This is a genomic window from Aminobacter sp. 01T433, assembly GCF_056398585.1.
The window spans coordinates 293,763-307,726 of record NZ_JBFTPR010000004.1; the positions used below are offsets into that span (position 1 = coordinate 293,763).

The window sequence follows — 13,964 nt, forward strand, 5'->3', positions numbered from 1 at the left end:
AGACCTCGCCGATCAAACTCGCCTCGGACTGAATATGTCAGCGCAGCCCTTTTTGTAAGGGGTGGCTACATCCGCACGCGCTCTGACTTGGGATCATACATCGGCTTGAGCGATGCTTCCGTCTTGAACCGTTCGCCGGCGATTTCGATCTCATAGGACGAGCCAAGCACGTCGGCTTCGGTTTCGTTCTTGCCGGGGACATAACCGAGGCCGATGGCGCCGCCGAGATGATGGCCATAGTTGCCCGAGGTGATCGTGCCGACGATCTTGCCGTCGCGGACAATCGCCTCGTTGTGGAAAAGCAGGGGCTCAGGATCGGTGAGGCGGAATTGCACGAGGCGGCGGTCGAGGCCGGCCTCCTTCTTGCGCAGGACGGCATCACGCCCGAGGAAATCGCCTTTTGCCGTCTTCACTGCAAAGCCGAGGCCGGCTTCCAGCACATGGTCCTCGTCGGTGATGTCATGGCCGAAATGGCGAAAAGCCTTTTCGATGCGGCAGGAATCGAGTGTATGCAGGCCACAGAGTTTCAGGCCCATGTCCGCACCGGCTTCCTCGATCGCCTCGAAGACATGCGCTGCCTGGTCGGTCGAGACATAAAGCTCCCAGCCGAGTTCGCCGACATAGGTGACGCGATGAGCGCGGGCGAGACCCATGCCGATCTCGATCTCCTGAAACGTTCCGAACGGGTTGTTTCCGTTGGAAAAATCGTTGGGGCTGACCTTCTGGATCAACTCGCGCGACTTCGGCCCCATCAAGCAGAGAACGCTTTCGGAAGCCGTCACATCGGTGATGACGACGAATTCGTCGGCTAGGTGTTTACGCAGCCAGGCGAGGTCGCGCTGCAGGGTGGCGCCGGGAACGACGGCGAGGAAGGCTGTCGCCGACAGCCGCGAGACGGTGAGGTCGCTTTCGATGCCGCCCTTGCTGTTCAGCATCTGCGTGTAGACGATTTTTCCGGGCTCAACGTCCATATCATTGGCGCAGAGCTTTTGCAGGAAGGTGAGCGCGTCGCGACCTTCGATCCTGATCTTACCGAACGAGGTCATGTCGAACAGGCCGACGCCGTTGCGGACGGCGAGATGTTCGTCGCGCTGGTTGTCGAACCAGTTCTGCCGCTTCCAGGAATATTTGTATTCGCGTTCCTGGCCTTCTTTGGCGAACCAGTTGGCGCGCTCCCAGCCGGCGACTTCGCCGAACACGGCGCCGCGCGCCTTCAAGTGTTCGTGCAGGGAGGAACGACGAACGTTCCGCGAGGTCGCCATCTGGCGATATGGGAAATGGTCGGCATAGAGCAGCCCGAGCGTCTCCGAGACGCGCTCCTTGAGATAGCGTCGGTTCTTCTGGAACGGCTGGGCGCGGCGGATATCGACTTCCCACAGGTCGAACGGCGCTTCGCCATCGTGGATCCATTGCGCCAGCGCCATGCCGGCGCCGCCCGATGAGACGATGCCGATCGAATTGTAGCCGGCCGCCACCCAGTAGCCTCCCAGTTCCGGCGCTTCGCCGAGATAATAGCGATCGTCAGGCGTGAAGCTTTCGGGGCCGTTGAAGAAGGTGTGAATGCCGGCGGTTTCCAGCATCGGCATGCGGTTCACGCCCATTTCGAGGATCGGCGCGAAGTGGTCCATGTCTTCCGGCAACTGGTCGAAGCAGAAATCCTCGCGGATGCCGTCCATGCCCCAGGGCTTGGCGATCGGCTCGAAGGCGCCGAGCATCATCTTGCCCGCGTCTTCCTTGTAGTAGGCGCACTCGTCGGGCACGCGCAGCACCGGCAGGCGGCCAAGGCCCTTTATCGCCTCGGTGACGAGGTAGAAATGTTCGCAGGCATGGAGCGGGATGGTGACGCCGTTCTGTGCGCCAAGTTCGCGCGCCCACATGCCGGCGCAGTTGATGACGATGTCGGCCTCGATCGTGCCTTGCTCGGCCCCTTTCGCCCAGGACACGCCGGAAACGCGGCCACCTTTGGTGTGGACCTTGGTGACCTTGACGTTCTCGACGATCTTGGCGCCGCGCTGGCGGGCACCCTTGGCCAGCGCCATGGCAATGTTAGCCGGATCGCACTGGCCGTCGAGCGGCAGGTGGACGGCGCCGACAACGTCGGACACATTGAGATGCGGGTACATCTCCTTGACTTCGTTGGGCGAAATCTCGCGGACATCGACGTTGAACGCGCGGGCGAGGGACGCTTGCCTGTAAATCTCGTGCTTGCGCTCCTCAGTCAGCGCCACGGTGATGGAGCCGACCTGGCGCATGCCTGTGGCGACACCAGTCTCCTCCTCGAGCTTGACGTACAGGTCGGCCGAGTACTTCGCCAGCCGCGTCATGTTCTGCGAAGCCCGCAGCTGTCCGATCAGTCCCGCCGCGTGCCATGTCGTGCCTGATGTGAGCTGCTTGCGCTCGAGAAGCACGATATCGGTCCAGCCAAGCTTCGCCAGGTGATAGGCGACGGAGCAGCCTGACACACCGCCGCCGATGATGACGGCGCGGGCACGGGCGGGAAGTTCGGTCATGCAGCTGATCTCTCGTAACTGGTGACGAAGCGCCTCAGGCGGCCGGCGGCTTCCCGGAGCACGTCATCGGGTTGGCACAGGCTGACGCGGATGTGGCCTGCGGCGGCATCGCCGAAGCTTATGCCGGGCATGACAGCGACCTTTTCGGCTTCGAGCATCTCCCAGGCGAATTTCTCGCAATCGGGCTCAATGGCGCTGATGTCGAGCATGACATACATTCCGCCCTCCGAGCCGCGCACGGTGACGTTGTTGAGCCCGCGCACCTCGTTGATGAACAGATTGCGGCGGTCGGCATAGGTTTTGGCGATGTTTTGTACGCCGTAGTCGTTCTCCAGCGCCTCGACTGCGGCACGGCTGACGAAATCGGTCAGGCCGTAAGTGGTGACGAGGTTGAGGTTGATGACCAGCGAAACGAGATCGGCTGGCGCCGTCAGCCAGCCGAGCCGCCAGCCGGTCATGCCGTGGCTCTTCGACATCGAGTTGATGACCAGCGTGCGTTCGGCCATGCCGGGCAGGGCGCGCGGGGAAACATGCTCACCGCCGCCGAGCGTCCAGTAGACCTCGTCGGAGAGCAACCACAGATCACGCCGGATACACAGTTCGGCAATCTCTTCGAGGCATTTGCGGTCGTAGATCGCGCCGGTCGGGTTGTTCGGCGTGTTGATAAGGATCGAGCGCGTGTTGGGCTTGAGCGCCTTTTCGATCTCGAAAGCACGCGGCTGGAAGCCATCGGCTGCATGGGCCTCGACCACGGTGTAGTCAGCGCCAGCCGCACGGAAGGTGCCGGGGTAGGTGGCGTAATAGGGCGCAACGACGACGGCGTGGTCGCCGGGGTCATGTGTCGCTTGCACGGCCGCATAGAGCGCTGCCTGACCGCCGGGGGTGGCGATGATCTCGGAAAGGGCGGTGTCGATGCCGGTACAGCGGGTCGAAGCCCTCGCCATCGCGGCACGCAGCCGAGGCAGGCCTGGAAGCTGGGTATAATGATGGAAGCCGGCACGAACGGCGGCGACACAGGCCTCGACAGTTTCGGAGGGAGTATCAAAATCATGGTCGCCGACCGACAGCATGATGATGTCTTCGCCGGCCTGCTGGCGCGTCATGGCGGCGAAATGCACCTCCCAACCATCCTTGCCCGATGGAACGATGCCGGAAATGCGCGATGAGGGTTTTGGCATGTCAGGCTCCTACGCCCAGCAAGGTCGCAAGACGGCCGAGCGTCAGCCTGCTGGAATTGTCGAGTCGGGGCGTCAGCGCGCCGTAGCCAGAAACAGAAGGATGGGGTGTGCCACCGCCATGATTGTGCGTGGCGGTGATGACAAGCACCTGCGCGCCTGCGGCCTCGGCCGCCTGGATGCCGGCTGGTGCGTCCTCGAACACCAGGCAGTCCTGCGGCTTGTGGCCGAGCCGTTCGGCGCCAAGCAGGAAGCAGTCAGGCGCTGGCTTGCCATTGGCAACATCCTCTCCTGTTACCATCAATCCCGGAATTGGCAGGCCGGCTGCTTCAAGCCTGCGGATCGCCAGCCTGCGGGGCGCCGACGTCACGATTGCCCAGCGTTCGGCGGGCAGCGCGTTGAGGAAGGCGGATGCGCCGTGGATGGGTTCGATGCCGTCGACGTCGTCGAATTCGGCCTGCGTCAGCTCCTCGATCTCGGTCATCAGGTCTATGCCCGGCAGGTTCAGCCGGCTGATGGTCTCGTAGGCGCGAACACCGTGAATGGTCGGCAGGAAGGTTTCCACGTCGAGCCCATGTTTGATCGCCCAGGCGGTCCAGACGCGTTCTGTGGAGGCAATGGAACTCAGGATCGTGCCGTCCATGTCGAACATGAAGGCGCCAAAGGCCCGATCGGGGAAGGGAAGTGTCATTAGGAGCGGAGCCTTTCGTTTTCGGGATCCCACAAGGGCTTGTCTTCCTGGACCGTCGCCTTGAAACGCTCGCCGAAAATTTCGACTTCCACATCGGTGCCGGGCGCGGCCAGATCGGCCCGCAGCATGCCCAGCGCAATCGATTTGTCTAGCCTGTAGCCCCAGCCTCCTGACGTCGTTTCGCCGACGATCGCATCGTCATGCCAAAGCGTCGACATGTAGGGCGCGTCGCATTCGCCCGGATTGTCGATCGCAAGCGTGACGAAGCGCTTCGAAACACCCTTTTGTTTCTCGCTGAGCAGGGCTGCCTTGCCGCGGAACTTCGGCTTGTCCCATTTGACGAAGCGCCCAAGCCCGCCTTGCAGGATGGTGTAGTCGGTGGAGAGGTCGCCCTTCCAGGCGCGGTAACCTTTTTCCAGCCTGAGCGATTCGAGTGCGAACATGCCAAAGGGTTTCAAGCCGTGCTTCTGGCCGGCAGCCCAGACGGCGTCGAAGACTGTTGCCGTGTCGGCGACCTTGGTGTGGATCTCCCAGCCGAGTTCGCCGGCGAAGGAAACGCGCACAAGCTTGGCCCAGCGTCCGGCGATGGTGGTTTCCTGATGGGTCAGCCACGGCATGGCGAGATCTGCCTCGCAGACCTCAACCAGGATTTCCCGCGAACTAGGGCCAGCGAGGATCTGTGTCGAGAACTCTTCAGTGCGGTCGATCAGCTTGAAGGTGGCGTCGACTGGCATGCGCGATTGTAGCCACTCGGAATCGTGCCATTGAGCGACAGCTGCCGTGATCAGTGTCATCAGGTTTTCGGAATGGCGCACGACCGACATTTCGGTGACGATACGGCCGTGATCGTCGGCGAAATAAGCAAGGCCGATACGCCCGACCTTGGGCACGGCACCTGTGATCTGCTCGTCCAGCCACGCGGCGGCACCAGGGCCGTCGAGATTGAAACGGCTGAATCCCGGCAGGTCGAGAATGCCGGCGGCATCGCGTACGGCAAGGCATTCCTCGCGAATACGCTTTTCCCATGGCCCGGAACGGGCAAAAGTCTGCGTCGATTCTTCGGACAGGTCATCGCCCGGCTTTGCGAACCAGGTGGCGCGTTCCCAGCCATTATAGGCGTTGAACTGCGCCCCAAGCGCTGCGATCCGGTCGTGGATCGGCGAGAGCTTGCGATTACGCGCGGCCGGCCAGGCATGCCTGGGGAAGTGGATGGCGTATTCGTGGCCGTAGACCTCCATGCCCTTGGCTACGGCATAGTCGGGCGCCGATGCGAAAGAGGTGAAGCGGCGCGGATCGCAGGACCACATGTCCCATTCGGTCTCGCCCTGCGTCACCCATTCCGCCAGCACCTTGCCGGCGCCACCTGCCTGGGCGATGCCGAAAGTGAATACGCAAGCCTCGAAGGCATTGGGCACGCCGGGCATCGGTCCGATCAGCGGGTTGCCATCGGGCGCATAGGGGATCGGCCCGTTGATGACCTTGGACAGGCCGGCGGTGCCAAGGATCGGTACGCGCGCGATGGCGTCGTTGAGATAATGCTCGAGCCGGTCGAGATCGTCTGGATAAAGCTGGAATGAGAAGTCGGCCGGCATCTGATCGCCCGGTGTTGCCCAATGGGCGCGGCAGTTGCGCTCATAGGGGCCGAGATTCATGCCGTTCTTTTCCTGGCGCAGATAATAGGAAGTGTCGACGTCGCGCAGCAGCGGCAGTTTCTTGCCCGCTTCGCGCGACCACGCGGCGAGCTCCGGGATTTCGTCGAACAGGATGTATTGATGGCTCATCACCATCATCGGCACATCGCGGCCGAACATCTTGCCGACCTCGGCGGCGCGATAGCCTGATGCGTTGACCACCTTTTCGCAGCGGATCTCGCCCTGTTCCGTGACCACGACCCATTCGTCCCTGTCGCGGCGCACCGAAATCACAGGGCAGAAGCGGACGATCTTTGCGCCCATGCCGCGCGCACCCTTGGCCAGTGCCTGGGTCAGCTGTGCCGGGTCGATGTCACCGTCGCTCGGGTCGTAGAGTGCGCCCTTGAGGTCATGCGTTTCGATGAAGGGGTAGCGCGCCTTGATGTCGTCGACACCGACGACCTCGATGTCCATTCCCTGGTAGCGGCCCATGCCCTTGGCGCGTTGGAACTCCTGCATGCGTTGCTTGCTGTGGGCGAGGCGCAGGGAGCCGGTGACGTGATAGTTCATCGGATAGTCGACTTCCGCCGCGAGCCCGCGATAGAGCTCGGTCGAATAGCGCTGCATGTTCATCAGCGACCAGGACGATGAGAAGGTCGGCACGTTGCCGGCGGCATGCCAGGTCGAGCCGGAGGTCAGCTCGTTCTTTTCGAGCAGCACGCAGTCGGTCCAGCCGGCCTTGGCGAGATGATAGAGCGAGGAGACGCCAACCGCGCCCCCGCCAATGATCACCACGCGCGCCGTGCTCGGCAAATCAGCCATGTCTTCCTCCCAAACGTGCGCTCAATAGACCGGCGGCGATACGACCCAGATGACCACCGCCGGCACAAATCCCGGGTTTCGCCAGCGGAACGGCTTGTGGTCGAAGCGAAAGCTGTCGCCTTCGCCAAGCTTGTGCCAGATGCCGTCGATCTCGATGTCAAAGCTCCCCGAGGCGACGTAACCGGCTTCTTCTGTCGGCCGCGATGCCGGGTCGCGGAGCTCGGCGCCCGGCGCGAAGATCGAGCGCAGCATCTCGAAGCTTCCCCCGAGATCGGGCGACAGAAGCTCTTCCACCAGGCCGGAATCGCTTGTGCCAAGCGTGCGGCGGCGCCCAGCGCGGACGATCACCCCGCGCTCCGCTTCGACGGGTGCTTCGTGGGCGAAGAACAGGGAGACCGGAACGCCGAACAGTTCGGCGAAGGCCCTGAGGTCTCCGATGGACGGCAGCGACAGTCCGCGCTCGACCTGACTGACCCAGCCGACAGAGCGGCCGAGTTTCAAGGCGATTTCGGTCAGCGTCAGCCCGCGTGATTTGCGCAGCGCGCGCAGATCGTTGGCGAGCAGGCTGCTGGCCGTGTCGCTTTCCTTGCGCGCCGAGGTGGTTGCGATGGGACTCAAAACGAGTTCTCTCGTGAAATTTCATTATCAAATTTCACGAGACCGCATCTTTGTGAAAATTTCAAGCGCATTTTCATGGACCAGCAAGTTTCTCTTGCGAGACTCTTGGCGAGAGTGCAAAGGCTCGGTTCGGACGGGCGGTGAGGGGCGTTCCGACAAGATCGATGCCATAGGGACAGCTGATGCTGGCACCGGACCAAAAACCGCAAGAGTTCGACGAGACCGACATCGTCGACGAGGCAATCATTTCGCGCCGCTCGGTGCGAGCCTTTTTGCCGACTCCCATCGACGATGCTGTCATCCGCGACATCCTCGACGTGGCCGCGCGCGCGCCCTCGGGCACCAACATGCAGCCGTGGAAGGTCTATGTGACCTCCGGCGAGACCCAGCAGCGCATCGGCGACGTGATCCTGAATTCAGGCGTGCGCGCCGAAAAGGCTGTCTGGGACGAATACAAATATTATCCTGACCAGTTCTTCGAGCCCTATCTCGGCCGCCGTCGTGCCAATGGCTTCGGGCTCTACAGCGCACTCGGTATTGGCCGGCGCGATGTCGACCGGATGCGTGCCCAGCACGACCGCAACTTCGTGTTCTTCGACGCACCCGTCGGCATGATCTTCACCATCGATCGCCGGCTCAACCAGGGCTCGTGGATCGACTACGGCATGTTCTTGCAGAACATCATGATCGCTGCGCGGGCGCGGGGATTGCACACCTGCCCGCAGGCGGCGTTCGCACCCTATCACCGCCAGATCAGGCCGGTGCTGGGGATCCCCGAAGAGGAAGTCGTGGTGTGCGGCATGGCGCTCGGACATGAGGACACCTCAAAGCCCGAGAGCACGTTCCGCACGGACCGCGCGCCGCTCGACGAGTGGGTACAGTTCCTGAAGTAGGGCTAGGCGCCCAACCGTCTGCCGATATAGGCACAGCACTCCATTTCGACCTGCGCCCCGAGTGCCAGGCCGTTTGTACCGAACGCCGAACGTGCAGGCAGACGTTCCAGGTCGAAATAGCTGACATAGACCTTGTTGAACTCGGCCCATTTCGCCATGTCAGCCAGCATGACAGTGCATTTGAACACGTCGGCGAAGCCAAGCCCGTTTTCCCTGAGCACCGTTGCGATGTTTTCCATTGTCTGGCGTGCTTCCGCTTCGATCCCGCCGGAAACAAGCTCCAACGTTCCCGGTCGGTTGCCAAGCGCGCCCGAGAGGTAAAGCACCTCGCCGACACGCACGGCCTGGCTGAACGGCAGTTTGAGTGCCTTGGCCTCTGGCGAATTGATGAATTCCATCATCGTTTCCTCCATCTTCAAATTGCGGGGCGGTCAGCGCACCTCGTATCCCACCTCGTCGGAGGCGTGGCACAGCATCTTCCAGAATGAGCGGGCGAAGGATCGGAAGACATAGAGGTCGAAGCTATCGGGTCCGCTGCGCTGGATCTGGGTGAAGACGTCGTGATGGGTGGTCGAGATGCCCGAACCGACGGGGAAGGCAGCAAGCGCAAAATCGATGGCGAAGAGCTTTGCCAGAACCCATTCGGATTTGGGACCGGTGATGCGGATCGCCGTGCGGGCATGCGACAGGCCGGTAACGGTACCAATTGCCGGGGTGACCTTGCTGGCAAAGGTCGTGGCCAATCCTTCCGAAATGTCGGTGACCAGGAATTTTCCGGGCGCGAAGCCGAAGGCTGCGTAACGGTCGGACGAAGCACCAGTGCCCGCACCGTCGGCCAGCTTGAGGCCGGTGACCGAGCTTATCGCTGACATCAGCTTCTTTTCCTCGCCGGGCCAAGCGGCAAGCTGGACGATGGAGCCCGGCGCGATCTCGGAAAGGGTTGCGCCGACACCATCGACAAAATTGCCGTGCGAGCCGGGCCTGAAAACTGCTGCAAGCGGTGAAAGCTGCTCAACCATGCATGCGCTTCCCTTCGGGGTCGAAGAAATGATGGCTGACGATCTCGACCGGTCCGAAGCGGTTGCGCAGCGGGTCAGAGACATGGGCACGCTTGCCGTGGCGTGCCTTGCCGCCGGAAACCAGTGCCAGCGCGATGTACTTGCCAAGGGCGGGCGAAAAACAGGCAGCGGTGATGTGACCGAGTGAGCCATGCGGGTTTTCAGGGTCAACTTCGGCGACGATATGGGCGCCGCCATTGAGCGGCCGTTTGTCGAGCGAAATCAGGCCGACGAGTTCGAGGCGGCCCGAGGCGACCAGCCCTTCGCGGTCCATCATGGCCGAGCCGATAAAGGGCTTCTTCTTCGACAGCATCCAGCCAAGATGCAGGTCGCGCGCCGAGGTGCGGCCGTCGATCTCGGCTCCGGTGACATGGCCCTTTTCGATCCGCATCGTTCCCAGTGCCTCAAGCCCGTAAGGCACCATGCCGAACGGCCTGCCGGCCTCGATCAGCGCTTCCCAGACATGACTGCCGTGTCCGGCGCCGGAATAGACCTCGAAGGCCATCTCACCCGAAAACGAAAGCCGGCAGATCATGACAGGCGCGCCCGCGATCTCTCCGTGAACGATACCCATGAAGGGCAGTGCCTCGTTGTCGACTTTGGTGCCGGTGACGCACGCAGCAAGGATTTCCCTGGCCTTCGGCCCGCCGATCGCAGCACCGGCCCATTGGTCGGTGACGGAGGTCAGATGCACCTTGAGTTCGGGCCAGACCACGTCGAGGAAATATTCGAGATGCTGCATGACCTTGCCGGCATTGGCCGTGGTCGTGGTCATCAGGAAATCGTTGTCGCCGAGCCGCCAGGTGGTGCCGTCGTCGAAGACGAGGCCGTCCTCGCGCAGCATCAGGCCATAGCGTGCCTTGCCAACCGGCAGCGTCGAAAAGATGTTGGAATAGACGCGGTCGAGGAATTCGGCGGCATCAGGGCCCTGCACCGCGATCTTTCCGAGCGTCGAGACATCGACGATGCCGGCGGTTTGGCGGGTCGTCTGCGCCTCTCTGACATAGGCCTGTTCGATGGTCTCGCCCGGCTCGCCATAGATCATCGGACGATGCCACAAGCCGGCCGAATACATGGTCGCACCATTTTCGAGGTGCCAATCGTGCATCGGCGTCAGCCGGTCGGGCTTGAGGTCGCCGAAGCGCTCGGCGGCAAGCGAGCCGACGGAGACCGGCGCATAAGGCGGGCGGAAGCGCGTCGTGCCGACCTCGGGGATTGGCTTGCCCACGGCCTCGGCCATGATGGCGAGACCGGGGACGTTGGAGCCCTTGCCCTGGTCGGTCGCCATGCCAAGCGTGGTGTAGCGCTTGAGATGCTCGACCGAGACGAAGCCTTCCAAATGGGCGAGCCGCACGTCGTCAGCGGTCACGTCATGCTGGAAATCGACAAAGGCCTTGCCTTTGGCCCTGATCTCGAAGACCGGTGCGGGGCGCGGGTCGAGCGCTGCCGGTTCGACATCGGGCAATGTTCCGATCTCGATTGCAGGCTGGTCAGTTGCCTTGCGGCCGGCGGCGAAACCTTCCGAAATAGCCTCGGCTGTGGAGAATGTGCCGTTGAAAGCGCCGGCACCAACCCAGCCTTTGCCTGCTTCCGGCGGCAGGAAGGCCTGCAGATCGTCGTCCCAGACCGGTCGCGCGCCTGCCTGGCTGGCGAGATGAACGGTTGGGGACCAGCCGCCCGAGACGATCAGGCAATCGGCCGCGATGTTGCGCGTGCTGCCGGGCAATACGCCGGCGGCGATGGAAAAGGGCGCCAGCTTCACCCCTGTCAGCTTTTTGCCGCCTTCGGTGCCGATCACCGCATGGCCGGTAAGCAGTTCTGCGCCGCACGCCTGTGCGAGCTTGCGGCAGGCTTCGGAGACGTCCTGGCGCAGGTCGGCGATGGCAACGATGGTGGCGCCGGCCTTGTCGAGAACGGCAGCAGCGCGATAGGCGCTGTCATTGTTGGCAAAGATGGCGATCCTGTCGCCCGGCAGCACGCCGTACTGGTTGGCGTAGCGCGTGGCAGCACTTGCCATCATCACGCCTGGTCGGTCGTTGCCCGGAAACACCAGCGGCCGCTCGAAGGCGCCGGTGGCGAGCACGACATGCTTCGCCCGGATGGTCCAATGGCGGTGACGCGGGGCGCCTTTAGAGGAAGTTGCTTTGTGATCGCCAACGCGTTCGATGGCGGCCAGCGTATTGCCATCATAGTAGCCCCAGACGGTTGTGCGCTTGAGCAGGCGTACGTTGCCGTACTCCCTGAGCTCCCCGACGATGTCCGATGCCCATGCGGCGGCCGGCTCGCCATCGATGGTCTCGCCCGACCAATTGGCCGAGCCGCCGAAAGACGGGTCGAGTTCGGCGAGGATGACGCGCGCGCCCGATGTGGCTGCCTCGCGTGCCGCGGCAAGGCCGGCGGGGCCGGAGCCAACGACAAGCACGTCGCAGAACGCGTTCATGCGCTCATAGCGGGATGGATCGGAGGTGTGGCCAGCGCGGCCAAGGCCAGCTGCGCGGCGGATGACCTTTTCGCAGAGCATCCAGAAGCGGGTGCCCTTGAGCGGGCCGATCACCGGTCCCATGAAGGTCTTGTAGTAGAAACCGGCCGAGAGGAATTTGCCGCCGAGCTGGTTCACGGCGCTGACATCATAAGCGAGCGAGGGGAAGCGGTTCTGGCTGACGGCGACGAGGCCGTCATAGATTTCTACCATTGTGGCCGCAATGTTCGGTTCGCGGACGTCGCCGCGCAGCACCGTCACCAGCGCGTTGGGCTCGTCTATGCCTGCGGTCAGAACACCGCGCGGGCGATGGTACTTGAACGAGCGGCCGAACAGCGAAATGCCGTTGGCAAGCAGCGCCGAGGCAAGCGTGTCGCCCTGATGTCCGGCGTAGGCAGTGCCGTCGAAGGTGAAGCGGATGGTGCGTAGCCGATCGATGCGGCCGCCCGATGGCGTGCGGCGGGGGCTCATGCCTTGGCTCCCGTCTTGCGTCGCCCATGGGTTGGGGCGCCATGTTCGCGGGCAAAGCGCACGCTTGATATGTCGTGGGTCAGCGTGTCGCGTATGACGGCAAGATGGGCGCGACAGCCGCCGGCATGCTGCCAGATCTCGTTGTGCGCACCCGCCGGGTTCAGCCGGTCATAGACATAGGCATTCCAGGCCTCGGGATCGGTCGAGTTCGGGTCGGGGCGTTTGCGGTTGCCGTCGCCTTGATAGGCGAATTCGGAGACATCGCGCGGACCGCAATAGGGGCAGGTGATCAGCATGAATTCTTGACCTAATGCAACCGTGGCGTCGGGCCCTGGCCCTTGTCGTCGATGACGGCGCCACGGCTGAAACGGTCGAGCGTGAATGGCGCGTTCAACTCGTGCGGCGCGTCCCTGGCAATGGTGTGGGCGAAGCAGAAGCCCGAGGCGGGCGTTGCCTTGAAGCCGCCGTAGCACCAGCCGCAATTGAGATACATGCCGGGCAGGGGGCCTGTGGTGATGATCGGCGAGCCGTCCATCGACATGTCGCAGACCCCGCCCCATGACCGCAGCACCCGTACTGGCGCAAGACTTGGGAACAGCGCGACCATCTCGCTCATCACCTCTTCGACGATGGGCAGGTTGCCGCGCTGGGCATAGGAATTGTAGCCGTCGAGGTCGCCGCCATAGATGAGGCCGCCCTTGTCGGACTGGCCGACGTAGAAATGGCCCATGCCGAAGGTCAGCACCGTGTCGAGGAAGGGTTTCAGCGATTCCGACACGAAAGCCTGCAGCACCTGGCTCTCGATCGGCATCTTGTCGATGCCGGCGAGCTGCATCACCCGCCCGGTGCTACCAGCGACTGCGACCGCCACCTTCCTGGCCCGGATCTCGCCTCGGCTTGTCGCAACGCCAACCACGCGGTCGCCATCGCGCAAGAATCCTGTGACTTCGCAGTTTTCGAGGATGTCGACGCCGCGCCGGTCGGCACCTCGCGCATAACCCCAGGCGACAGCGTCATGACGGGCGGTGCCGGCGCGTTCCTGCATCAGCCCGCCGATGATCGGGAAACGCGCCGACTGCGACATGTCGAGGCCTGGAACGCGACGGCCGATCTGGGTCGGGGTCATTAGTTCGGCATCGACGCCGAGATGGCGCATGGCGTTGCCCTTGCGCGCCAGATCGTCGAGCTGGCCGGGCGTATGGGCAAGGTTGAGCACGCCGCGCTGGGAAAACATCACATTGTAGTTGAGGTCGTGGGACAAGTTCTCCCACATCTTCATCGAGTGCTCGTAGAAGCGCGTATTCTGCGGCAAGAGGTAGTTGGATCGGATGGCGGTGGTGTTGCGGCCGACATTGCCGGAGCCGAGATAACCCTTTTCAAGCACCGCCACATTGGTGATGCCGTGTTCCTTGGCGAGGTAGTAGGCGGTCGACAGCCCATGTCCGCCCCCGCCGATGATCACCACGTCATAAGATGCCTTGGGGCTAGGCTTGCGCCAGGCCGGCTTCCAGTCGCGGTTTCCGCTGAGCGCGTTCTTGAGAAGCGAAAAGGCCGAATATTCCGCCATCCTGCAAATCATCCTTTGGGCTGTGTGCGGACACTATAGGCAGCTTCTC

The 13,964-nt window shown here is 62.9% G+C and carries 11 protein-coding genes; 1 reads left to right on the forward strand and 10 read right to left on the reverse strand.

From position 1 onward, the window contains the following. Positions 1-65 precede the first annotated feature (65 nt). The 5 genes from AC1DLV_RS08905 to AC1DLV_RS08925 are packed head-to-tail and all read right to left on the reverse strand — an operon-like array spanning position 66 to position 7,393. Positions 66-2,510: a GcvT family protein gene (locus AC1DLV_RS08905; protein WP_476799188.1), complete on the reverse strand. Its 2,445-nt coding sequence runs from the start codon at positions 2,508-2,510 to the stop codon at positions 66-68. After that, positions 2,507-3,688 carry a pyridoxal phosphate-dependent aminotransferase gene (locus tag AC1DLV_RS08910; protein WP_476799189.1) on the reverse strand — a complete coding sequence of 394 codons (1,182 nt, stop codon included), beginning with the start codon at positions 3,686-3,688 and terminating at the stop codon, positions 2,507-2,509. The genes AC1DLV_RS08905 and AC1DLV_RS08910 overlap by 4 nt, the downstream gene beginning before the upstream one ends. Position 3,689: 1 nt before the next feature. Beyond that, on the reverse strand, positions 3,690-4,376 hold the full coding sequence (locus AC1DLV_RS08915; RefSeq protein WP_476799190.1) for an HAD-IA family hydrolase: 687 nt from the start codon (positions 4,374-4,376) through the stop codon (positions 3,690-3,692). Then, positions 4,376-6,829 (reverse strand): GcvT family protein, encoded by a 2,454-nt coding sequence (locus AC1DLV_RS08920; RefSeq protein ID WP_476799191.1) that lies wholly within the window; start codon positions 6,827-6,829, stop codon positions 4,376-4,378. Before AC1DLV_RS08920 ends, AC1DLV_RS08915 begins: the two co-directional genes overlap by 1 nt. Before the next feature lie 21 nt (positions 6,830-6,850). After that, entirely contained in the window at positions 6,851-7,393 is a 543-nt protein-coding gene (locus AC1DLV_RS08925; protein ID WP_476799251.1) for a helix-turn-helix domain-containing protein, read from the reverse strand. A gap of 236 nt (positions 7,394-7,629) precedes the next feature. Here AC1DLV_RS08925 and AC1DLV_RS08930 point away from each other — a divergent pair, with 236 nt between their 5' ends. After that, complete coding sequence (locus AC1DLV_RS08930) at positions 7,630-8,340, forward strand: nitroreductase (protein WP_476799192.1); 711 nt, start codon at positions 7,630-7,632, stop codon at positions 8,338-8,340. A gap of 2 nt (positions 8,341-8,342) precedes the next feature. Here the strand turns inward: AC1DLV_RS08930 and AC1DLV_RS08935 are convergent, their stop codons facing one another. Genes AC1DLV_RS08935 through AC1DLV_RS08955 form a run of 5 tightly spaced genes read right to left on the reverse strand, consistent with a single transcriptional unit; the run spans position 8,343 to position 13,915 of the window. Then, positions 8,343-8,741: a Rid family detoxifying hydrolase gene (locus AC1DLV_RS08935; protein WP_476799193.1), complete on the reverse strand. Its 399-nt coding sequence runs from the start codon at positions 8,739-8,741 to the stop codon at positions 8,343-8,345. A 30-nt stretch (positions 8,742-8,771) separates the two neighbouring features. Next, positions 8,772-9,359 (reverse strand): sarcosine oxidase subunit gamma family protein, encoded by a 588-nt coding sequence (soxG, locus tag AC1DLV_RS08940; protein WP_476799194.1) that lies wholly within the window; start codon positions 9,357-9,359, stop codon positions 8,772-8,774. Continuing rightward, a complete protein-coding gene (locus AC1DLV_RS08945) occupies positions 9,352-12,348 on the reverse strand; it encodes a sarcosine oxidase subunit alpha (protein ID WP_476799195.1) in 2,997 nt (998 codons plus the stop codon). The genes soxG and AC1DLV_RS08945 overlap by 8 nt, the downstream gene beginning before the upstream one ends. Next, on the reverse strand, positions 12,345-12,644 hold the full coding sequence (locus tag AC1DLV_RS08950; protein WP_476799196.1) for a sarcosine oxidase subunit delta family protein: 300 nt from the start codon (positions 12,642-12,644) through the stop codon (positions 12,345-12,347). Before AC1DLV_RS08950 ends, AC1DLV_RS08945 begins: the two co-directional genes overlap by 4 nt. Before the next feature lie 11 nt (positions 12,645-12,655). Continuing rightward, complete coding sequence (locus tag AC1DLV_RS08955; protein ID WP_476799197.1) at positions 12,656-13,915, reverse strand: sarcosine oxidase subunit beta family protein; 1,260 nt, start codon at positions 13,913-13,915, stop codon at positions 12,656-12,658. Positions 13,916-13,964: the final 49 nt, after the last annotated feature.